The 21,579-nt window shown below is 58.0% G+C and carries 25 protein-coding genes and 2 riboswitches; of the genes, 10 read left to right on the top strand and 15 right to left on the bottom strand.

Annotated features, from left to right (window positions below; all coding sequences use genetic code 11):
• Positions 1–33: 33 nt before the first annotated feature.
• Both alr and IE102_RS04885 read left to right on the top strand, forming a co-directional pair.
• Positions 34–1,155, top strand: a complete 1,122-nt coding sequence (gene alr, locus IE102_RS04890) for an alanine racemase (protein WP_189485243.1) — start codon at positions 34–36, stop codon at positions 1,153–1,155.
• Positions 1,152–2,399, top strand: coding sequence for a D-amino acid dehydrogenase (locus tag IE102_RS04885; RefSeq protein WP_189485242.1), 1,248 nt, complete (start codon positions 1,152–1,154; stop codon positions 2,397–2,399). Before alr ends, IE102_RS04885 begins: the two co-directional genes overlap by 4 nt.
• Here IE102_RS04885 and mgrA read toward each other — a convergent pair.
• Together mgrA and IE102_RS04875 are read right to left on the bottom strand one after the other, a co-directional pair.
• Positions 2,396–3,430 carry an L-glyceraldehyde 3-phosphate reductase gene (gene mgrA / locus IE102_RS04880; RefSeq protein ID WP_189485241.1) on the bottom strand — a complete coding sequence of 345 codons (1,035 nt, stop codon included), beginning with the start codon at positions 3,428–3,430 and terminating at the stop codon, positions 2,396–2,398. The genes IE102_RS04885 and mgrA overlap by 4 nt on opposite strands.
• Entirely contained in the window at positions 3,427–4,257 is an 831-nt protein-coding gene (locus tag IE102_RS04875; RefSeq protein ID WP_189485239.1) for a kinase, read from the bottom strand. Before IE102_RS04875 ends, mgrA begins: the two co-directional genes overlap by 4 nt.
• A gap of 187 nt (positions 4,258–4,444) precedes the next feature.
• Here IE102_RS04875 and IE102_RS04870 point away from each other — a divergent pair, with 187 nt between their 5' ends.
• Together IE102_RS04870 and IE102_RS04865 are read left to right on the top strand one after the other, a co-directional pair.
• A complete protein-coding gene (locus IE102_RS04870) occupies positions 4,445–5,230 on the top strand; it encodes a response regulator (protein WP_189485237.1) in 786 nt (261 codons plus the stop codon).
• Positions 5,231–5,347: 117 nt separating this feature from the next.
• A complete protein-coding gene (locus tag IE102_RS04865) occupies positions 5,348–5,626 on the top strand; it encodes a GlsB/YeaQ/YmgE family stress response membrane protein (RefSeq protein WP_189485236.1) in 279 nt (92 codons plus the stop codon).
• Between the two features lie 5 nt (positions 5,627–5,631).
• On the opposite strand, the gene IE102_RS04860 is transcribed toward IE102_RS04865, so the two are convergent.
• Positions 5,632–5,955: a DMT family transporter gene (locus IE102_RS04860; protein ID WP_308429901.1), complete on the bottom strand. Its 324-nt coding sequence runs from the start codon at positions 5,953–5,955 to the stop codon at positions 5,632–5,634.
• A gap of 27 nt (positions 5,956–5,982) precedes the next feature.
• A riboswitch (guanidine-III (ykkC-III) riboswitch) is annotated at positions 5,983–6,079 on the bottom strand.
• An 85-nt stretch (positions 6,080–6,164) separates the two neighbouring features.
• Between IE102_RS04860 and IE102_RS04855 the strand changes: the two genes are divergently transcribed.
• Complete coding sequence (locus IE102_RS04855) at positions 6,165–6,500, top strand: DMT family transporter (RefSeq protein ID WP_189485235.1); 336 nt, start codon at positions 6,165–6,167, stop codon at positions 6,498–6,500.
• Entirely contained in the window at positions 6,497–6,961 is a 465-nt protein-coding gene (locus IE102_RS04850; RefSeq protein ID WP_189485234.1) for a DUF4442 domain-containing protein, read from the top strand. The genes IE102_RS04855 and IE102_RS04850 overlap by 4 nt, the downstream gene beginning before the upstream one ends.
• On the opposite strand, the gene IE102_RS04845 is transcribed toward IE102_RS04850, so the two are convergent.
• Positions 6,958–7,239: a response regulator transcription factor gene (locus tag IE102_RS04845; RefSeq protein WP_189485233.1), complete on the bottom strand. Its 282-nt coding sequence runs from the start codon at positions 7,237–7,239 to the stop codon at positions 6,958–6,960. The genes IE102_RS04850 and IE102_RS04845 overlap by 4 nt on opposite strands.
• Before the next feature lie 328 nt (positions 7,240–7,567).
• On the opposite strand from IE102_RS04845, the gene IE102_RS04840 reads away from it, so the two are divergent.
• The 3 genes from IE102_RS04840 to IE102_RS04830 all read left to right on the top strand — a co-directional run bounded on the left by IE102_RS04840 (position 7,568) and on the right by IE102_RS04830 (position 10,310).
• On the top strand, positions 7,568–9,190 hold the full coding sequence (locus IE102_RS04840; RefSeq protein WP_189485232.1) for a sensor histidine kinase: 1,623 nt from the start codon (positions 7,568–7,570) through the stop codon (positions 9,188–9,190).
• A complete protein-coding gene (locus IE102_RS04835) occupies positions 9,187–9,819 on the top strand; it encodes a response regulator transcription factor (RefSeq protein ID WP_189485231.1) in 633 nt (210 codons plus the stop codon). The genes IE102_RS04840 and IE102_RS04835 overlap by 4 nt, the downstream gene beginning before the upstream one ends.
• A 98-nt stretch (positions 9,820–9,917) precedes the next feature.
• On the top strand, positions 9,918–10,310 hold the full coding sequence (locus IE102_RS04830) for a response regulator transcription factor (RefSeq protein WP_189485230.1): 393 nt from the start codon (positions 9,918–9,920) through the stop codon (positions 10,308–10,310).
• On the opposite strand, the gene metE is transcribed toward IE102_RS04830, so the two are convergent.
• The 5 genes from metE to IE102_RS04805 form a co-directional block, all read right to left on the bottom strand.
• Complete coding sequence (metE, locus tag IE102_RS04825) at positions 10,307–12,610, bottom strand: 5-methyltetrahydropteroyltriglutamate--homocysteine S-methyltransferase (protein ID WP_373295580.1); 2,304 nt, start codon at positions 12,608–12,610, stop codon at positions 10,307–10,309. The two genes, IE102_RS04830 and metE, sit on opposite strands and share 4 nt — an antisense overlap.
• A gap of 96 nt (positions 12,611–12,706) precedes the next feature.
• Positions 12,707–12,907: riboswitch (cobalamin riboswitch) on the bottom strand.
• Between the two features lie 95 nt (positions 12,908–13,002).
• The gene (locus IE102_RS04820; protein WP_189485228.1) at positions 13,003–14,367 is read right to left on the bottom strand and encodes an NADPH cytochrome P450 oxidoreductase family protein; all 1,365 of its coding nucleotides are present in this window, start codon (positions 14,365–14,367) and stop codon (positions 13,003–13,005) included.
• Between the two features lie 3 nt (positions 14,368–14,370).
• Positions 14,371–15,396 (bottom strand): FAD:protein FMN transferase, encoded by a 1,026-nt coding sequence (locus IE102_RS04815; RefSeq protein ID WP_189485227.1) that lies wholly within the window; start codon positions 15,394–15,396, stop codon positions 14,371–14,373.
• A 3-nt stretch (positions 15,397–15,399) separates the two neighbouring features.
• Complete coding sequence (locus IE102_RS04810; RefSeq protein WP_229807563.1) at positions 15,400–15,930, bottom strand: DUF2271 domain-containing protein; 531 nt, start codon at positions 15,928–15,930, stop codon at positions 15,400–15,402.
• A gap of 44 nt (positions 15,931–15,974) precedes the next feature.
• On the bottom strand, positions 15,975–16,592 hold the full coding sequence (locus IE102_RS04805) for a PepSY-associated TM helix domain-containing protein (RefSeq protein WP_189485226.1): 618 nt from the start codon (positions 16,590–16,592) through the stop codon (positions 15,975–15,977).
• 195 nt (positions 16,593–16,787) lie between these two features.
• On the opposite strand from IE102_RS04805, the gene ybaK reads away from it, so the two are divergent.
• The gene (ybaK, locus tag IE102_RS04800) at positions 16,788–17,261 is read left to right on the top strand and encodes a Cys-tRNA(Pro) deacylase (protein ID WP_189485225.1); all 474 of its coding nucleotides are present in this window, start codon (positions 16,788–16,790) and stop codon (positions 17,259–17,261) included.
• A 33-nt stretch (positions 17,262–17,294) separates the two neighbouring features.
• Here the strand turns inward: ybaK and IE102_RS04795 are convergent, their stop codons facing one another.
• The 6 genes from IE102_RS04795 to IE102_RS04770 form a co-directional block, all read right to left on the bottom strand.
• Positions 17,295–17,435, bottom strand: a complete 141-nt coding sequence (locus IE102_RS04795; RefSeq protein ID WP_189485224.1) for a DUF2256 domain-containing protein — start codon at positions 17,433–17,435, stop codon at positions 17,295–17,297.
• Positions 17,432–18,970, bottom strand: a complete 1,539-nt coding sequence (locus IE102_RS04790) for a cryptochrome/photolyase family protein (RefSeq protein WP_189485223.1) — start codon at positions 18,968–18,970, stop codon at positions 17,432–17,434. The genes IE102_RS04795 and IE102_RS04790 overlap by 4 nt, the downstream gene beginning before the upstream one ends.
• Positions 18,967–19,671 (bottom strand): SDR family NAD(P)-dependent oxidoreductase, encoded by a 705-nt coding sequence (locus IE102_RS04785; RefSeq protein ID WP_189485222.1) that lies wholly within the window; start codon positions 19,669–19,671, stop codon positions 18,967–18,969. The genes IE102_RS04790 and IE102_RS04785 overlap by 4 nt, the downstream gene beginning before the upstream one ends.
• A 54-nt stretch (positions 19,672–19,725) precedes the next feature.
• Entirely contained in the window at positions 19,726–20,214 is a 489-nt protein-coding gene (locus IE102_RS04780) for a polyhydroxyalkanoate granule-associated phasin (RefSeq protein WP_189485221.1), read from the bottom strand.
• Positions 20,215–20,246: 32 nt separating this feature from the next.
• Positions 20,247–20,870 carry a glutathione S-transferase C-terminal domain-containing protein gene (locus IE102_RS04775; RefSeq protein WP_189485220.1) on the bottom strand — a complete coding sequence of 208 codons (624 nt, stop codon included), beginning with the start codon at positions 20,868–20,870 and terminating at the stop codon, positions 20,247–20,249.
• A gap of 72 nt (positions 20,871–20,942) precedes the next feature.
• Positions 20,943–21,569, bottom strand: a complete 627-nt coding sequence (locus IE102_RS04770; protein ID WP_189485219.1) for a glycoside hydrolase family 19 protein — start codon at positions 21,567–21,569, stop codon at positions 20,943–20,945.
• Positions 21,570–21,579 lie beyond the last annotated feature (10 nt).

Raw genomic sequence — 21,579 nt, 5'->3', positions numbered from 1 at the left:
TTACATCAGAAACCAAACTTTTGCGGGCGGTTGATGCGCGATCTCAATTCACAAACCCTATTATCGGGTGCCGGAGGCTGCCTTCGCATAGATCTTGCGGCGCTGGCCGATAATTACGCGCGCCTGAAACAACAGGCCCCGCACGCCGTGGCGGGTGCCGTGGTCAAGGCCAATGCCTATGGCCTTGGGGTTATCCCGGTCACCCAAACCCTCTATGCCGCCGGATGCCGTGAGTTTTTTGTGGCACTTGCCCATGAAGCGTTTGACTTGCGCCCGCACCTTCCCGCCGACGCGCGGCTTTATGTGCTGAACGGTCTGTCGCCGGGTGCCGAAGGGCCATGCGCTGAGCAGGACATTATTCCGGTTTTGAACTCTGCCGGACACATCACCCGCTGGGCCGATCAGGCGCGCGCCCAAGGCCGCCCCCTGCCCTGCGCGCTTCAGGTCGATACCGGCATGTCGCGCTTAGGGTTGTCGCCAGATGAACTGGATGCCTTTCTGGCGGCACCTCCCCAAGGGCTCGATATTCGCCTGTTGATGAGCCATCTGGCCTGCGCCGATGAGCCGGATAATCCCGCCAATGGCTATCAGCTTAAGGCCATGCAACGGGCGATGGAACGCCTTCCCAATGTGCCGGTCAGTTTTGCCAATTCCGGCGGGATTTTCCTGAACGCTGACTATCATCACGACCTGATCCGGCCGGGTATCGCGCTTTATGGCGGCGCCCCCCACGACGGACAGCCCAATCCTATGCAGCCGGTTGCACGCCTTGATATCGCCGTCACCCAGACCCGTACCGTGCCTGCGGGCGCTCACATCGGTTATGGCGGCACGTTTATAGCGGAACGCGAGATGCGGCTGGCAACCCTGTCAGCCGGTTATGCCGACGGCCTGCCGCGCGCTTTGAGCAACCGGGGTGCGGCGTGGTTTGACGGCGTGCGTTTGCCGATCTTAGGCCGCGTATCGATGGACAGTATGATCATCGATATCTCCGCCCTGAAACCGGATGCGCTACAGGCGGGCAGCTTTGTCGAACTGATTGGCCCACATCAGTCGATTGATGATCTGGCGCGCGATGCAGGCACTATATCCTATGAAATCCTGACCCAGTTGGGGTCGCGCTACTTCCGCCACTACATTCCGGTATCGTCATGAAAATCATTATCTTAGGTGCCGGTGTTATCGGCGTGACCTCGGCCTGGTATCTGGCCAAGGCGGGGCATGAGGTCACGGTGATCGACCGGCAGTCCGGCCCGGCGCTTGAGACCTCATTTGCCAATGCCGGTGAGATTTCGCCCGGCTATTCTTCGCCCTGGGCCGCACCCGGCATTCCGCAAAAGGCCGCAAAATGGCTGTTTATGAAGCGTGCCCCGCTGATCATCCAGCCGATGTTTGATGCGGCGACCATCCGGTGGATGTGGTCGATGCTGATGAACTGCAATTACAGCGCCTACCATACCAACAAAGGCCGGATGGTGCGCATTGCCGACTATAGCCGCGACTGCCTGATCGCGCTGCGCGGGGAAACCGGCATAGACTATGACCACCGCGAACTGGGCACCTTGCAGGTTTTCCGCACCCAGAAACAGATGGACGGGGTCGGCAAGGACACTGAGGTTCTCACTGAGGGCGGCGTGCCGTTTGAGGTGCTCGACCCCGCCGGATGTGCGCGTATTGAGCCGGGGATTGATACATCGAAAATCGTCGGGGGCTTACGCCTGCCGCAGGACGAAACCGGCGACTGTTTTATCTTTACCAATGCCTTAGCGACCCGATGTGAAGCTCTGGGGGTCAAGTTCATCTTTGACACCGCCATGACCGGGTTGCGGCGTGAAGGGGAGCGGATCGTGGCACTTGAAACGTCCAAGGGTGACTATGAAGCCGATGCCTTTGTGTGTGCGCTCGGCAGCTACAGTCCGGCGTTTCTGAAACCGCTTAGCCTCGATGTGCCGGTCTATCCGGTCAAGGGCTATTCGATCACCGTGCCGATCGTGGATGAGGCGCGCGCGCCCATGTCAACCGTGATGGATGAGACCTATAAGATCGCCATCACGCGCTTAGGGTCACGCATCCGCGTCGGCGGCATGGCCGAAATCGCCGGTTTTTCCAAGGAACTGCCCGCCACAAGACAAGAGACTTTGACCTTTTCGGTCGAAGACCTGTTCGGCGGGGCGGGTGATCAATCTCAGGCCAAGTTCTGGTCGGGCCTGCGCCCCATGACGCCCGACGGCACGCCGGTGATAGGGGCCACGCGCTATTCTAACCTGTGGCTAAATACCGGCCACGGCACGCTCGGCTGGACCATGTCGTGCGGTTCCGGGCGGGTGCTGGCCGACCTGATTAGCGGGATTAAGCCTGAGATCGAAACGTCGGATTTAAGCCTCAATCGTTATGGCTAAGATTTAAGTTCCGACGACACCTTCCAGATATTAAGCCCGCCATCGACAGCATGGGTGTCGATCTGCGCCAGTTCCTCCGCGCTGAAATCAAGGCGATCAAGGGCCTTTAGCGAATCCGCCAATTGCTCGACATTGCGCGCCCCGATCAGGGCCGAAGTCACCCGCGGGTCGCGCAGCACCCAGGCAATCGCCATTTGCGCCAGCGACTGACCACGGCCTTGGGCGATCAGGTCTAACTGGCGGATACGCTCAAGATTTTCCAGCGTGATCAGGCCCTGCCGGAACGATCCGGCCTTGGCCGCGCGGGCATCGGCGGGCACACCATTGAGATATTTGCGCGTCAAGAACCCCTGCGCCAACGGTGAAAAGGCGATGCAGCCCGTGCCTAAATCCTCAAGCGTCTCCAGCAACCCGTCCTCGATCCAGCGGTTGAGCATCGAATAGGACGGCTGATGAATCAAAAGCGGCACATTTTCCGCCGTCAAAATCGCGGCTGCCTTGCGCGTCAGTTCCGGCGAGTAGGAGGAGATACCGACATAGAGCGCCTTGCCCTGCTGGTGCAGGCTGATCAGCGCGCCCATCGTCTCTTCCAGTGGGGTTTCCGGATCGACCCTGTGCGAGTAAAAGATATCGACGTAATCCAGCCCCATACGCTTAAGGCTCTGGTCACAGGACGCGATCAGGTACTTGCGCGACCCGCCGATGCCACCGTACGGCCCCGGCCACATGTCCCAGCCGGCCTTGGTCGAGATAACCATCTCATCACGATAGGGCTTGAAATCGGACGCTAAAACCCTGCCGAAGTTTTCCTCAGCCGATCCCGGTGGCGGGCCATAGTTGTTGGCCAGATCGAAATGGGTAATGCCCGCATCAAAGGCATGGCGCAGCACGGCCCGGCCCGTTTCAAACACATCCGTGCCCCCGAAATTCTGCCACAGCCCCAGGGATATGGCGGGCAGTTTCAGCCCCGAACGCCCACAGCGGCGATAAGGCATGGCGTCATAGCGGGCAGCGGCGGGGGTATAGGTCATCGGTTATCCTCTCCTGAGATTGCCGCCGTCACGCGCCGATCGGTATCAAGCTTAAGCACCAGATCGGCACGGGCGGGCATTTCGCTCAGGATATGCCGGGTCAGGCGCTCATAGGCAAGGACAAAGGCAGCGACCTCATCATCGCTCATGACATGCTCGCCGGTGCGGCCTTCCTTGGCCAGACGTTGTTTCAGGTCATGTTCCTGCTCAGTGCGCCAGCGCGTCACCACCTCGAAATCGGGCGCGGCCAACAACACCAGCCGGTCGATATAGCCAAACAGCCGCGCATAGCTGCCCATCAAGGCCTGATTGACATAGCGCCGCCAGATGCCGTCCGGGTCGTTCTCGGTCTCAAAGCCGTTTACGGGATCGATCAGGTCGTCATAGGCTTGTGAGATCGCCCCCACGCACCAGCCCTCAAACAAAACCACATCGACCGGCCCGGTCACCGGCGTCCAGGCTTGCGACGGATGCGGCTGATCGACCGCCTTATCAAAGCGTGGCAACAGGGTCGCGCGACCGGCTTTCAGGTTTTCAAGCAGCCGCTCCCCCAGAGGCGCATCGTGGGTCATGGGCACACCGCGCGTCGCAAACAAAGGATGATAGCGGACGGCAATGTCGGATCGCCTTTGCCGCGACAGATAAAGGTCATCCAGCGACAACACCGCCACCCTCACCCCCTCATCTTCCAGTCGTTGCCGCACCTCAGCCGCAAGGGTCGACTTGCCGCAACCTTGCGCGCCGCAAATGCCGACAATGAGCGGCTTAGCCGCATCGACACGCCACCTCTGCAATGCTGAATAGACGGTATCGGCGGCTTTGGTCATAGGTTTGCCTTAAGATGTCTGACCGATAATATTATGATCATATCGCAAGCTTATCCCTGCACCTGCAAAACAGCAAGCGCGGCAAGACCTGTAACCGCATACAGGTTTATTATAAACGGCTCATTTTTTACTTATTAACTGAAGACCGTCATAATAGTATCTGAAACAGGAGCTTTCAGACGTCATTATGAGCCATAGTAGTGTTCTGGTTCTAAATCCAAACCGGGCCGAAGCGCAGCATATAGCGACCATGCTGGATGCTCAGAAATGGCCCGCTATCGTAAGCTTTGACCCTTCAACTGCGCTTGACCTGCTGAAATCGGAACGCTTTAAGCTTTTGATGTTTGAGGCCAATATCGACGGGGTCAATCTGACCGACCGGATTGATGACATCCGCAGGTTGGCGCCGTCTACGCCGCTTCTGATTGTGGCCCATGATCAGTGGGGCCCCAAGGCGCTGGAGGCTCAGATCACAGGTGCCAAAGCCGCTGGAGCAGAGTTCACCCTGACCAAGCCCTTCAGCAAGGACCAGCTCAAGACCATCCTTGATGAGACGGCCAGCTATCACCGTGCGCGTCGAACCGAGCATCACATTCTGGTCATCGAAGACGATGAATTGCTGCGCACCAAGGTTACGCTGGTGCTGCGTCAGGTCGGCTATACGGTCTCCGAAGCGGTCAATATGGAAGATGCCTTTTTCGACCATAATCTGAGCCTTCTGGACATGGTCATAACCTCGATCCTGATACCCGGTATCGGGGGCATCGCCGGTATCGGCCAGATCCGCAAGGACTGGCCCCACATCAAGGTGATCGCCATGTCGCAGGACGCCAACTCCAAAATCAGCGCCCTGCATGTGCTGGCCGCCGCCGAAGTTGCCGGTGCCAATGCCATTTTGCCCAAGCCTTTTGCCATACCGGATTTTCTAAAAATGGTCGCTTCGGTCATCAAGACAGGCTCGGCCACAGCTTAAGGTAAAATATTAAATTCTATAGGTTATTTATAACCTGTGACGCGCTGACCCATTTTAATCTTACATGCGGCCACGCACGGTTACCCTTTAGAATTTGACCGTACCGAAGGTACACTTATGACAGATATGCAGATCGGCTGGATCATCGCCATGGCCACCGGCGCCCTGATTGGAGCGGTGGCCGGGCTGATTGCGATCATGGCTAAAACCAACAGCAAACTGTGGTTTAACGTGGTGCTGGGCGTATTCGGTGCCATCATGACCTATACGGTCAGCTTCTTGCTGGGCATAGGCGCTGGCACTGCCGGGGCCGTTGTCATCGGCACGGCGGGGGCGATATTCTTTTTAACGGCGCACCACATCATACTGAACCGCCGAACCTGGGCGAAATGGTAGTCAGATCAGTGCGCGGTCGATTTCAGGCCAATGATCGCGACCAGCAGCATGACCAGAAATAACACCCTTAACGGCGTCACTGCTTCCTGAAACAGGAAAATACCGAGGATTGCCGCCCCCAATGCACCGATGCCAACCCAGACCGCATAGGCCGTGCCGATCGGTAAAACTTCCGCCGCTTTGGCCAGCAGATACATGCTCAAGGCCAGCGTGATCAGGGTAAAGGCAGACGGTATGGGCTTGGTAAAGCCTTCTGTGTACTTGAGGCCAATCGCCCAGCAGACTTCTAACACACCGGCGATAATCAGATAAATCCACGGCAAAGACATTGCGCGCATCCTTTCAAACTATGAAACAATGCGTCGTCTTGTCTTTCGGCGGGAAAGCCGCAGCGCAAGGCTACCGGGTACGGCGCGTCTCGTCCGGTGAGGGTCATATAGATTAAGGCCGTCTTTGAGTAAAGACCGCGTTAGCTGCCGCAAGGTCAGTCTAGTCAGGCCGCATTGGGTAGGATAAGCCTTTTCCAAAAGGAGTCCCCATGCACCCTTACCTTACGCTTATCGGCGCGATTGTTGCCGAAGTGATCGCCACCTCAGCGCTTCAGGCCTCACAGCAATTCACCAAACCACTCTACAGCATCATAGTGTGCATCGGCTACGGTACGGCTTTTTACCTGATGTCGCTAACGCTAAAGTCACTGCCGGTCGGGATTGTCTATGCGGTCTGGAGCGGATTGGGGATCGTGCTGATATCATTCGTTGGATGGCTGGCGTTCAAGCAGAAACTCGATCTGCCCGCCATCATCGGCATCGCCCTGATCATTTCAGGCGTCGTTGTAATGCAGGTCTTTTCAAAGTTGGCGCATACCGCATGAGTAAGCCATTCCTCGTTAAGAACATCAACTTCTATCCGCCGCTGCTGGGGGCCGGGATCAAGGTCACGCGCACAAGCAATGACTATACCGAGATCGATGTCGCCATGAAGCTGACCTGGTGGAATCGCAACATTGTCGGCACTCAGTTCGGCGGGTCGCTCTATGCCATGACCGATCCGTTTTTCATGCTGATGCTGATGATGCAACTGGGTAAGGACTATATCGTCTGGGACAAGGCCGCCTCTATCCGCTTTGTCCGACCGGGCCGCGGCAGGGTGCGGGCTCTGTTTCGCCTGAGCCACGCTGAGGCCATGCAGATCCGCGATATGGCCGACCTGAACGGCAAGACCGAACCGGTGCTGAAAGTCGATATCATCGACGATGACGGCCAAATCATCGCTGAGGTCGATAAGACGCTTTATGTGCGCAAAAAGGGCGAAAAGACCAAACCTAAGACCTAAACCACTATGCCAAGCTTTTCGGCGCGAAAAGCCGCTTCGGCACGGTTGCGCACCGACAGCTTTACAAAGATGTTCTTTACATGGGATTTGACCGTTTCCGGCGTGATCCCCAACCGGCGGGCGATGACCTTATTGGACATACCCTGACCAATCAGACGCACCACGCTGACTTCGCGCAGGCTTAAATGCTCAGATCTGGAGGGCTCCGATTTGGTGGGCGTGCGAAACGGTGAGGCCGCATAGGACGAAACCAGGGCTTCAATCGGCTGAGTTTGCATGACGTTTTCTCCTGTGTCATTCGTGTCGACGCAAGGCCGCCGCCGAAGCGATCATGCCGTGCCAGTGAATTACGCAGATACAAAAATGGGCCGGGGTAAAAAAGTATGGGCGAAACGGCCCCGATCGTTCTTATCTTGGCTCACAGGTGCCGTGACGGCAATTCTACTTGAGGAGACATAACCTTAAGGTTTAGGTTCAGGGAACCCTATACCAAGGTATAGGCCGACAAAGGTCGCAAAGCCTGAAAAACAATGGCGCACCGCGTCATAATAGCATATCTTGTTTCGCTAATATACCTTTCCATAGTTCGCTTTGTGGGCGTTATTCATGTCCTCCGCTCCTCATCTGCCCGCATGGCTGACGCTGAACGGCAACGGTAAGCCGTTGCTGGCTGAGGATATGCTGTTTTTTCAGGCCTGCACGGCGGTACTGATCGTCGCCATCTTCCTGATAGACACGCTGGTGCCACTGGGGACGGCCGTGGCGGTGCTTTATGTCGTGGTGATTCTGATGTCGGCCAATTTTTGCCGGCGCAAGGGCCTGATCGCCCTGTCGGGCCTGTGCGTGACTCTGACGATCATCAGCTACATCATGGGCCATGGGCAGGATCTTACGCGCGGACAGATCGATGAGGTCACCGCCCCACCCTTCATTCGCGCCCTGATCAGCATCGCTGCGATCGTCATCGCCACCGCGCTGGCACTTAAGACCCAGTCGGCCACCCGCATATTGCAGGCCAACGAGCAGCGCTTTCGCTCGATCTTTGAAACCACGCGCTTTGGCATCTGGGAAGAAGACTATACTGCCGTCGTGGCCCGCTTTAGTCAGTTGCGCGCCGAAGGTATAACGGACATCGACCGCTATATCGCCAGCCATCCGGAATTTGTGATCGAGGCGGTCGGGCTGGTCCGGATCATCGATATCAATGAAACGGCGGTGAAACTGGTCAAGGGGACGCGTAAGGATGAGTTCATGTCCTCGCTCAACACCATTTTCGTGCCGGAGACTATGCCCTCATTTGAGGCTTTGTTACGGGCGCTGGCGCGCGGTGATCCGTCCTGCGAAACCGTCACCCAGATCCGCGCACTGGACAGCGAATACCGTGACATCGTGTGCGCCACGACCTTCCCGATCGATGACCCGACCTTTGCCCATGTGCTGGTGTGCGTGCTTGATATCACCGACCGGGTGCAGGCCCAGACCGATCTGGCCAAGGCTCAGGCCGATCTGGCCCACGTCAGCCGCATGACCACTTTAGGCGAACTGACCGCCTCCATCGCCCATGAGGTCAATCAGCCTCTGGCAGCCATCGTCACCAATGGAGAAGCGGCCCTGCGCTGGCTGGGGCGGCCTGAGCCGGATATGCACGAAGCTAAGAGTGCCATTACCCGCGTCATCAGCGAAGGCCGGCGCGCCAGCGATGTCATCTGGAAACTGCGGGCCATGTCGGTAAAGTCAGAGCCCCAGTCCAAACCGCTCGATATCAACGATATCATCCATGATGCGGTGTTGCTGATGCAGCACGAAATCAACAGCCATCAGGTGACGTTGCGGCTTGAGCTGTCCGACCCTCTGCCGCAGGTCACCGGCGATAAGGTGCAGCTTCAGCAGGTCGTGATCAATGTCATGCTCAACAGTATCCACGCCTTAAGCGACCTCAGCGGCCATAGCCGCCGCCTCACGGTCACCACAGCCCTTGATGATGACCATAATGTTAGAACCACCGTTGAGGATAATGGGCCGGGCATTGCCGCCGATCATCTGGAGGCGGTTTTCAGCCCGTTCTTTTCAACCCGCGATGATGGCATGGGCATGGGACTATCGATTTGCCGCTCAATCATCGAAGCCCATAACGGCCAGATCTGGACGGCCCCGCCGAAAGGCAACGACAAGGGAACGATCATGCACTTCACCCTGCCGCCCGCCCCGGCTCAGGTCGCCGGCATATGACCGCGCCTATGGACAGCGCCCATGTGTTCGTCGTCGATGATGACGGCGCCATCCGCGAGGCCTTATCGAGCCTGTTCCGCTCCATGGGATTTGACGTCAGAAGCTTTTCGACCGCCATGGAGTTTATGGCCCACGATCTGCCGGATTTGCCGTCCTGTCTGGTGCTCGATATACGCCTGCCCCTGATCAGCGGCCTTGAGTTCCAGAGCCAACTGGCGCGTCAGAACATCCATATCCCCATCATCTTCATGACCGGACACGGCGATATTCCGATGTCAGTGCGCGCCATGAAAGCCGGCGCGGTCGATTTCCTGACCAAGCCGTTTCGCGATCAGGACATGCTGGATGCGGTCGCCTCAGCCATCAGCTTTGATCGCAGCCGCCGTCTGGATGAAAAAAGCCTGCTGAGCTTACGCGAACGCTATAGCACCTTGAGCCCGCGCGAGCAGGAGGTCATGGCCCATGTCACATCAGGCCTGCTGAATAAGCAGATCGCCGGAAAAATGTCGCTCAGTGAAATCACCATCAAGATTCATCGCGGCCACGCCATGAAGAAGATGCAGGCCCGGTCACTGGCCGACCTGGTCACCATGGCCCGCAGTCTGGGACTGGGCCACAATGGACACTAAACCATCGTATTATATCCCTTGTGGCTCGCGGCTGTCATAGTGAGGCCTGTAACCGGCGGCCATACCGACTTCCGGAATCTCATAAAGGGTCCGGCCCGGTGTGCCATTCCGCGCTTTCCCCCGCGCCAGGCGAGGTCGTCATCGCGGTCATCGATGATGATGCGTCTGTGCGCGCGGCCCTGATCAGCCTGCTGCGCGCCTTCGGTTATGGCGCTCAACCCTTCGCCTCGGCCGAGCAGTTTCTGAGCGACGCCCTGCATGACACGATCGGGCTGATCATCACCGACGTGCAAATGCCCGGCATGGGCGGCCTTGGCCTTCAGGACCGGATGCGCAGCCACGGCCCAAATATTCCGCGGCTGTTTATCACTGCCTATCCGGAAAAAGACATTGAGGCCCGCGCCCTGGCGGGCGGGGCCTCCTGTTTCCTGCGTAAGCCGTTTGAGGCTGAAACGCTGATCGCCTGCGTCGAAGCGGCCCTTAAGGGTTAAGCCGGTTCGCGCAAGGCTTTCGCCGCCGCCACCATATTGACCAAAGCGGGCCTGACCTCATCCCACTTGCGGGTTTTCAGGCCGCAGTCGGGATTAACCCACAACTGGGCATCACTCAGCCGCTGCCGCGCCAGAGACATCAACTCGGTCATCTCACTCACGTCTGGTACGCGCGGTGAGTGGATGTCATAGACGCCCGGCCCGATCTCATTGGGGTACTTTTTCGACCTGAACACATCGAGCAGTTCCATCTTGGAGCGCGAGGTTTCGATCGAGATGACATCGGCGTCCATATTGGCGACCGCGTCCATGATGTCGTTGAACTCCGAATAGCACATATGGGTGTGAATCTGGGTGTCATTGGACACGCCGGTCGAACATAGCCGAAACGCCTCGACCGCCCAGTCGAGATAGGCTTGCCAGTCCGCGCGCCGCAGCGGCAGGCCTTCGCGCAGGGCCGCCTCATCGATCTGGATCATCTTGGCACCTGCGGCCTCAAGGTCTGTGACCTCATCGCGGATGGCCAGCGCAATCTGACGGCAGGCTTGGGATCGCGGCACGTCATCGCGCACAAACGACCAGTTGAGGATGGTCACCGGCCCGGTCAGCATCCCCTTGACCGGTTTGGTTGTAAGGCTTTGGGCATATTGCCACCACGCCACGGTCATCGGTTGAGGCCGCGAGACATCACCAAACAGCACCGGCGGGCGCACGCAGCGCGAGCCATAGGACTGCACCCAGGCGTGCTTGGTAAAGGCAAAGCCGGATAGCTGCTCACCGAAATACTGGACCATGTCGTTACGCTCGAACTCACCGTGGACCAGCACATCAAGCCCGATGTCCTCTTGCCAGCGGATGGCGCGTTCGGTCTCGGCTTTCAGGAAAGTATCATATCGTGCATCGTCGATGGCACCCTTGGCATGATTTGAGCGGGCCTTGCGAACCTCAGAGGTTTGCGGGAATGAGCCTATGGTGGTGGTCGGAAAGGCCGGCAGGTTAAACGCCTGACGTTGCAGGTCGGCGCGAATGGCAAAGGCATGTTTGCGTTGCGTCTGATCGGGTGTCACGGCCAAAACTCGAGCCTTAACCGCCGCATCATGGACCTTGGGCGAGGCGGCACGGGCCTGCGCGGCGTCTGCGGAAGCGGTCAGTTCAGCCGCGACATTGCCGCCTGACAGCGCTTTGGATAGCACCGACAGTTCGTCCATTTTTTGCAGCGAAAAGGCCAGCCAGGATTTGACATCCTCATCGAGTGCTGTCTCCAAATTAAGGTCGATCGGCACATGCAGCAGCGAACAGGACGGGGCAATCTGAAGGTTGCCACGCGTCGCAGCGGCGGTCAGGCGCTCAAGCACGGCGGGCAAATTGGCGCGCCAGATATTGCGGCCATCGATGACACCCAGCGATAGGGTAAGCGATTTGGGGGCGGCTTGCACAACCGCCTCAAGCTGTTCCGGTGCGCGCACCAGATCGACATGCAGGCCCGCGACCGGCAAGTTTACCGCCGCCTCCAGATTATCGCCCAAGCCGCCAAAATAGCTTGCCAGCAGGATGCTGATCTGCGGCACCTCTTTGGCAAACGCGGCATAGGTTTTTTTCAGGGCCGCCGTCGTTTCAGCATCACCATCCAGCACCAGCACCGGCTCATCGATCTGCACCCAGTCAGCGCCCGCCGCCGCCAGCGCTTTCAGCACCTCGATATAGACCGGGATTAGCCGCTCAATCAGCGACAGGGGGTTAGCCACACCCTTACCCAGCTTAAGATAGGTCACTGGCCCGACTAGAACCGGACGGGTGTGATAGCCGAGAGCCTTAGCCTCTAAAAATTCTTCGACGGCCTTTAATGATGTCAGTTTAAACGTCTGATCATCGGTAAATTCCGGCACCATGTAGTGATAATTGGTGTCGAACCATTTGGTCATTTCCTGCGCCGGCACGCCGTGCCCGTTGCCATGAACATGGCCGTGGGCGCAGGTTTCTGTGTGACCCGCCTGGCTGCCACGCGCCATCGCGCAATAGGTGTCGAGGTCCGCCGCCTCGCCATAGATGGCCGGGATGGCGCCGACCATCAGGCTGGTGTCCAGCACCTGATCGTAGAACGAGAAATCATTCGACGGGATGATATCGACCCCACGGGCCTTTTGCCGCGCCCAGTTGACGGCGCGCAAATCTTTGGCGGTTTGCTGAAGAGTCGCTTGGTCGAACTTGCCCGACCAGTAGGATTCGAGGGCGAATTTTAGTTCGCGCTTAAGGCCGATACGCGGGGTGCCTAAAGATGCGACGGGGATAATGGATGACACGGTAACCTCTGTGCTGTGAGCGTCAGGTTCTGGCCATGCGTCTGCGCGCCCGGCGGTTGCGGGTGAAAGACGCACCGCCTGAGCCCTCCGCTCCGGGTGAAATATGAGGTCGCTGGCAGGTCTCCTGGCTCACGGGTCAAGGCTTAAGTTCGCCTTCTCAGGGGCATAAGTCCCCAATGGCATATGAACCTTAGCTTACCGCGCACAGTTGCGGGGGCAGCGCCGGAATTGAACCGGCTTCCCTCTTAGCCGCGACGGCTTGGCAACCGACGCAGAACCACGACACCGCAGCTATAGGGTGCGCGATTTGAAGAGTCAATAAAGATATAAACATATCTTTATATGATTATATCTTTCTCAGATTTCGACTAACCGTGCACTTGCGGTATGTGTCAGTAAAGATCGCGGCGATAGCGTCCATCAGCCAGAGCCTGATCCGCCCAGTCATCGCCCATGATCGTGCGCAGGGCCTTATCTACCCCCTGCCCCATCGACAGCCCGCCACAGACCATAACCGCACCGCCACCCGTCAGAAAATCGCGTGCCCGATCAGAGGCCGCACTTAACGCATCCTGCACATAGGTGCGCTGGCCGCTGTCGGGCCTTGAAAAACATAGCGTCAGATCACTTAAGTCACCGGACTGCACGCGCGCCGTCAGCGCCTTGCACAGGGCGCCATCGCGGATCGGATGGCGCTCACCATAGATGACCCAGTTGCCTTTGCGGTCCGCCGCCAGACCCGCATCGATATGGGCATTAAGCCCCGCCAGCCCCGACCCCGCCGCAATCAGCAGCAACGGCCCGTCCCCGTCAGGCGTATGAAAGTTCTTATGGGATTTTGTGCGCAACAAAATCGTCTCATCCACGCCCAGATCATGGGTCAAAAGCCCTGAGCCCAGACCGCGCGAGCCGTCATCCTTGATCACTTCGCGAACATAAAGCTCGACCACGCCCTGCGCAGGCAGGGACGCCAGCGAATAGTCACGGACATGGCCATCTGTCGTCATAATCTCGGCCAGATCACCGGCCTGCCAGTCGGGCAAGTCGCCGCTTTCGGGCTCAAGCACCACGCGGTAAAGTTTCGAGGCATCACTGTCGGGATTGAGGCATTCGCGCGCTTTCAATTGCCACGCACCGTAAGCCGCTTTCGGATCAAATGCCTCCGACTTCGCCCCCAGATCCGACAGGTTTTCATACCACCGGTTCAGCGCCGCCGGATCAAGATCATCAACCTCGATCACCTCAAAATAGGGCTTGGCCCCGCTGGCCCGCAGCCAGTCATCCAGCCGGCGCCCAAACGCACAAAAATCGGCATAAGACTTATCGCCCAGCGCCAGCACCGCATAATCAAGGTGACTGAGCACAGAGCCATCGCTCATGACCTTGGCCTCGAACCCCAAAACGCTATCCGGCGCATCGCCGTCGCCGGTCGTAGACGCCACGCATAGAACATGCTGCGCGCTTTCCAGATCGCTGAGTTTCAGGTCGGCCATATCGATAATGCGCGCCACCTGCCCGCCGTCACTGAGGCGTTTCAAGGTCGCCGTCGCAATCTCTTCGGCCTGACCGGTCTGGGAGGCATAGACGACCAGCCACGGCGTCGCCCCCGCCGCCGCCTCACTCTTAAGGCGCGCTTTTTTCTGCTCGCCCGCCCAGATCACCGCGCACATGATCAGATAAAGCGCAACTGATCCCAGCACCCAGGCCCATGTGACCGGATCGCCCTGCACCTCGGCTATGATCTGCGACAATCCCATATCTTACTCATCAGTCCCATAGGCCGCCATCCGCGGACTTAAACGCTCAATAATATGCTTAACCTCCCGCACCATAATCAGGGCGGCGACGCCGTGCTGCGCACAAAAAGCCATCGCACGATCGGTCCCCATAACCATCAACGCCGTGGCCAGAGCATCGGCCCGCCAGCAGTCTTTGTCCATCACCACTGCCCCCGCCATGCGGTTATCAAGCGGGCAGCCCGTGAGGGGATCAATCGTATGCGCATAGGATTTATCATCATGGACAAAATAACGCCGCCAGTCGCCGGACACCGCCACCGCATGATCGCATAAAGCGATCAAATTTCGCCCACCGGATGCCCCCGGTACCTGGTCAACCTCTACCCACCACGGCTGACTGTCCGGGCGCGCCCCGATCCCTTTCAGTTCGCCGCCCACTTCGACCAGAGCCGAGACCACGCCAAATTCATCCCGCAGAATATCCATCACACAATCGACGGCATAGCCCTTGGCGATTGCGTTGAGATCAAGCCGCAGACCTTCGGGATGGATCAGCCCGCCGTCCTGAACCACCAGATCACGCCAGTCAGAAGGTCGCGCTTTCAGCCCGTCCCGCACCGGCTCAGGCGGCAGGCCGGTATCGACCGCGCGCGACCCAAACCCCCAGGTCTCAACCGCCTCCAGCAGGCACGGATCAAACGCGCCTTCGGTGAGTTGCGCTACCTCGACCGCCTTAGCGACCACATCCAGCAACATAGGCGGCAGCGTCACATGCTGCCACGGGCCAGCCCCGTTGAACCGGCACAAATCCGATGACGGCCTGTAGGGCGACATCTGGATATCGATCTCGCTAAGGCACGCCTCAATCCGCGCGCGCACCTCAGCCACATCGCCCCGCCCCAGCACCGCCTTGACCTGCCATGAGGTGGCAAAGGCCTGCCCGCTCAGGGTCGTGATATGCGCATCCACCGGCGGCTTTTGCGGCACATCCACCGGCGGGATAAAGACCCGCACGTCTTCAGGCAATTCAGGCGCAGCCAGAGTCACGACTTACGGCTTATAGGTGTAGCTGATGGCCCCCAGCTCGCTGGCACCTTTGCCCGAACCGTTCGACGCCTTGGTCAGATTTAGCGGTACGCGCACGATCTCAAGACCACCGGCTTCGCGCGAGGCTTCGATGACGAGGTTATACTGGCCCGGCTTGATGCCTTTCAGGCCATTGGCCTGCGTGAAGTTCACCGTCTGGCGGCCCGGTGCCTTGGTGGCCGAGGCCAGACCGTCCGGCATGGTGGTCAGGGAGCGCCCGCTTTTGCGCCACCATGCGCGCATGTCTTTGAGCCACTTCTTGCCGCCGTCGTCCTTCATCTTGACGTCGTACCAGACAAACAAATTACCAGCGTGGGCACCATCGGCGGTTTCAATCCAGCCGGCCACATAGGGCTTATGGTATTCAGCCACGGTCAGGCGCGGCACTTCGACGGTGACGGCCAGTTCGGCGGCAGATGCGCCCGCCGTGGCCCCCATACCCCCAGCCACGGCAAGCGCTGCCCCCCAACCCGAAACCTGAGTAACTTTGAACATGACTCTACCCTTATCAAAATACCGGCCGCATCCCGCAGCCGTTGTTAATGTACAAAGACCATAAACAGGATGAACGGGGCCAAAACCCCAAATCCGATCAATGGCCAGGTGATGGCGCGGGACTTGGCATAGACCCACAAAAGCCCGAACCCGGTCAGGCAGAAGATCACGCAAAACAGCGCGATAATATCGATGAACCACGACCAGGCCGGACCGGAATTACGGCCCTTATGCAGGTCATTGAGAATGGCGATGACGCCGCGATCGGTGCGCTCATAGGTCATAAGACCGGTGTCGCGCTCAATTGATACCCAGGAATCAACGCCCGGCTTGGGCATGGGGATATAGATTTCAGTCTCGCTAACTTCGGCCTCGTAGCCTTCAACATCAATGCCGGAGGCTTCCAGGATCATGTGAACCGCCGGCACCGGCAGATCGGCCTTATCCTGCGCTGCGTCCAACGCGCCCAACTGGGCGGCGGTCAGGGTAACTTCTTTGGTGTCGATCTTGGGCTTGGATTCGATGTCTGTGGCGTGGTTGAGCGTGTAGCCGGTCACCGAGAACAGGAACATGGCCATCAGACAAACTGCCGAACTGATCCAGTGCCACTGACGCAACTGATTGCGCCAAAAGGACGCGCCTAAGCCAGAAAAAGACGACATTGACGAAAAGAAACCCGCAAACCCGAATTGAGAATTATTCTTAATAACATGAGGTTTTTATGATCACAAGCTTTGCATTGCAATATTTTGACGGAAAAATACCTGTTTTTGCCCCACCGGATCGTCACAAACGTCAGCCTACCTGACTTGACGGGAAGCCCTCAGCGTTTAGGAAGGCGACAAAGGAAGTTCGCCATGTCTAAGACCACACCTGCCACAGCCGCCCTGAACAAGGCCGCCATCGCCTTTGAACTCTTCCCCTATGATTATGATCCGAACGCCCCGCGCGTTGGGTTGCAGGCGGCGCAAGCGCTCGGCAAAGCCCCGGAGCAGGTCTTCAAGACCTTGATGGCTGAGGTCGATGGTAAGCCGGTATGCGTGGTGGTGCCGTCGGATTGTGAAGTCAGCATGAAAAAACTGGCGGCCACCTTTGGCGGTAAATCGGCCAATATGATAAAACCTGCCGATGCCGAGCGCCTGACGGGCTTCAAGGTCGGCGGCATCAGCCCGTTCGGCCAGAGAAAAGCCACACCAACCGCGATTGATGAGACCGCCACCCTGTTTGATCAGGTGCTGATTAATGGCGGCCAGCGCGGCTTATTGGTAGGATTATCGCCGGATGATGCGTTGCGGATAACGGGTGCCAAACTGGCGGATTTAACGGCGTAATTTAAGAACCACCCCTGAAGCAAGGGAGGTTCTTTAAGCCTTTCGGCACCGATCTGAGCAATACTTAACCTCGTCCCAGACCTTTGCCCACTTTTTGCGCCAGTTAAACGGACGACCGCAAGTCACGCAGACCTTAGACGGCAAGTTTGATTTGGTATAGCGGGTGGTTTTCACAGTTCCCCCTGACGCATCAGGTGCCTGACCGCATCAGCGCGGGCGCGGTAAGCCGCCTGCTTTGCCTCCCCCATCCGATCCCAGGTCGCATAGGCATAGTTCAGCCGGTGATGGCCTTTGAAGCGATCACGGTGGCGGTTCATGAAATCCCAATAGAGACTGTTGAACGGGCAGGCGCGTTCACCCGTCGCATCCTTGACATCATAGTGACAGCTTTGGCAGAAGTTACTCATTTTCGAGATGTAGTTACCGCCCGCCGCATAGGGTTTCGACGCCATGATCCCGCCATCGGCGTGCAGCGCCATGCCGAGCGTATTGGGCAGTTCCACCCATTCATAGGCATCGGCATAGACCGCCAGATACCACTCATGGACCTGACGTGGTTCAATCCCCGCGAGCAGGGCAAAATTACCGGTGATCATCAACCGCTGAATATGGTGGGAATAGGCATGATCCAGCGTATGGGTGACCGCCTGCTTGACGCAGTGCATTTTGGTATCGGCGTCCCAGTAAAACCACGGCAAACCCTCATGAGCCTCAAGCACATTCATGTCGGCATAGTCCGGCATGTGCCGCCAGTAAATGCCGCGCACATATTCGCGCCAGCCCAGTATCTGACGGATAAAGCCTTCGACGGCACTGAGGGGGGCTGCGCCTGCGCGATACGCCGCCTCGGCCTTTTGGCAGACCTCCAGCGGATAGACGAACCCGACATTGATATAGGCCGCCAGCAGCGAGTGATAAAGGTACGGTTCATCCGTCACCATCGCGTCCTGATAGGTGCCGAACGACGGCAGGCAATGGGTGATGAAATGATCCAGTTCCTTGAGTGCCTGCGTGCGGGTAACGGCGAAATGAAAGGGTTCCAGCCGACCGATATTATCCGGGAAACGCGCCCTTACCAGATCGAGCACCTCGCGGGTGATGGCGTCCTTTTTAAAACTGAGACGTTTCGGTGCGGTCAGCCCCTTAACCGGCGGCTGGCGATTATCCTTATCGAAATTCCACTGCCCGCCGCAGGGTTTGCCGTGCGCATCCATCAGCAGGTTATAGCGCGCCCGCATGTGGCGATAAAAAAACTCCATCCGCAGTTCTTTTTTGCCATAGGCCCAGGCGGCAAATTCATCGTGCGAACACAAAAACCGCGTGTCGGGCAGGATCGTCAGCGGGATATTAAGCCGCGTTTGCAAATCTTCAAACGCCTCTTTCAGGCGCCATTCTCCGGCTTCGGTCACCTGAACTTCGGACACACCAAGGTGCCTCACCGCGCGTTCGATCTCACCGGTCAGGCTGTGGCTGTTGTCGGGGTCATCCAGTTTGACATAGCGCACCGTGTAGCCCGCCTGCGTCAAAGCCTGCGCATAATGGCGCATGGCGGCAAAGACAAAGGCGATCTTTTTGACATGGTGTTTGACGTAAGTCGCTTCATCACCGACCTCAGCCATCAGGATCACATCCTTTGCCCGGTCAGCGGTGCGGACAATCTCCAACCGCGTAGATAACTGGTCGCCTAATATGACGCGTAGAACCGTCATATCTTGGTACGGGGCCGGATACCGCCTAAGCCTCCGTCAACGCCCAGTACCTGACCCGTGATCCAGTCATTGGCCGGATCGAGCAGGAACACAATCGCGCGGGCAATATCATCGGACGTGCCTAGCCGTCCCAGAGCGTGCATGGATTCGGACACTTTTCGCGACAGGTCATTAGCTGTTAGCGCTTTCGTCATGCGCGTCTGCACCAGACCGGGGGCGACCGCATTAAAGCGCAGATTTTGACCGGCATAGGTCGCCGCCGCCGAGCGCATCAACCCTTCAACGCCCGCCTTGGCAGCGGCAATGGCTTCGTGGTTGGCCAGGCCTTCGTGGGCGGCGGCTGAGGATATCAGCACCACCGACCCGCCCGCCGTCATATGTTTGGCGGCAGCGCGCACGACGGCAAAGGCGGTGGTAAGCGATGCATCGATCACGGCCCGGTACTGATCGGCGCTGGTCATATGGGCCGGCTTTAACCACAGCGATCCGGCGCAATTGACCACGCCGTCGATGGGTCCGTGCGTTTCCGTCGCTTTAGAAAACGCCTGCTCAACCGCCGTAAAATCCGTTGCATCCAGCGCGATGTCACCGGATTGAGGCTGGCGGGCGGTTGACGTGACCACATGGCCCTGAGCCGTCAACAGATCTTTGGTCGCCAGGCCTATATCGCTTGAACCGGCAATAACAAGAAAATGCGCCATCACACCACCCTTATCTAATCAGCTTAGATACGATGGCCCGCCGCAAATGGATTGTTATTTGCCCTTGGTACCAAGGCGCTTGGCATTGGCGGTGGCGCGGCGATGGATAGGCTTCAGGCCCCGGTTCACAAGCGTCGCCGTCGTGTGGCTAAGGTGTGACGCACTGACCGCGCTGTCGGTCAGGGTCTGCATCAGCTTGGCCTGCCGGGTCATCATCTGCTCAGGCGTTTGACTGAAGGCCAGCGACATAAAATCACTGGTGCCAGCCATCATGTGCTTGAAGGTCTCAGTGCCAATCTGCTGGTTCAGACCCATCATATAGCGGGTCATGGCGAACATCGATTCGTGCGCCGCCTCGACCTTTTCCTGCGACATCAGGTTAAACTCAGCCTGATCCGCCGCACTGGGGATCGGATCAGAGTTCATCATCTGAGTGGTACGATGATTGATGACATGGGCCGAAGCCATCATCATCTCGGTGGTCTTAAAGGCCAGATCCGTCCACACAGTGAACGGGTTAGCCGGGGCACGGAAAGGCTTCATTTGTTTTTTTATCTTTCAACTCACATGCCGGATCAGACCTGCGGAACTAACATACCACGCCCAACCGCCGGACGCGCAGCTATTTTATCAATGTAAGCCTGAACATAGTTAAAACCGTCTAAAAGGGCCTCAGCCTTATAGCCGGTGGTCAAACCCGCCAACCACGGAAAGATGGCCATATCGGCGATCGAATAGTCATCCCCCCCAACGTATGCGGCGTCGGACAGGCGCTTATCGAGCACGCCCAGCAGACGACGCACCTCACCGGTATAACGCTCAACCGCATAGGGGATTTTTTCCGGCGCATAGACGGTGAAATGGCCGAATTGCCCGAACATCGGCCCCATGCCGCCGACCTGCCAGTTGAGCCATTCCAAAACCTTATAGCGGGCGGCGCCGGATGCAGGCAGGAATTTCCCCGTCTTTTCCGCCAGATAAATCAGGATCGCGCCCGATTCAAATACGCTTAAATTCCCCGCCTCTTCGTCAACAATGGCCGGGATTTTGTTGTTAGGGGAGATGTTGAGAAAGTCCGGCGCGAACTGCTCATTCTTGGAGATATCGATCGGAAACACCGTGTAGGGCAGACCAAATTCTTCGAGCGCTATGGAAATCTTGCGGCCATTGGGCGTGCGCCAGGTATAAAGATTGATCATCGCGGGGCTCCAGTTTTAAGCAAAACCCAAACATGGGACGCCCGCGCGGTAACGGCAAGCGCAATGCGCGAATTAAAGCCAGATGGCCTTGGTTTTATTCAGCCATGCCTGCCGCTGGTCAAGGCCGTGGCGGGCGGGGCCGTTTATAAGGCGGGTGACTTCGGCAATGTCATCGGCGTCAGCCGCCGTATTGATGTTGCGCGTCAGCCAGAACCTTGCGGCCGCCTGTGCGGCAGGGCCTGCCTGCCCCAGCAGTTCCGGGTGGGCGATGACCGGCAGGCCGGAATAGGCTTCGACCTCGCGGTAATTATTCTTGCCTGTAATCATCATGAAGCCGCGTCCGCGATAGCGATAGCCGTCGCCGGAAGCTTCGTTGCCGTTGCCGAGCCGGTTGGCATAGATGCAGTTACCAATAGCCACCGGCCCTTTGGCAATCAGGGCCTGCGCGTGGGCCGGGCCTTTGACATTGCTGAAGGTTTTATCGAGATAGGCGGCGTTTTTATAGTTGGTGCTTTCAACCAGCGCCGAAAACCCGGCACTTTCGTGGGCGATCTGGGCCATGAAATGCACCAGCCGCTGGGCGGTGTCGATTTCCGCATCGGCCAGCACATCATTGATGGCGTCGGCATAGCTCAAGGCCCGGTCAGGCCGGATTTTCGGCACCATGGCGATTAAATGCGCCTGAACAACATCCACCATGCTTTCGCCC

The organism is Asticcacaulis endophyticus, assembly GCF_014652575.1.
Classification (GTDB): domain Bacteria; phylum Pseudomonadota; class Alphaproteobacteria; order Caulobacterales; family Caulobacteraceae; genus Asticcacaulis; species Asticcacaulis endophyticus.
The sequence above is the reverse complement of the archived record's forward strand: the minus strand, read 5'-3'. Positions and strand labels throughout refer to the sequence as shown.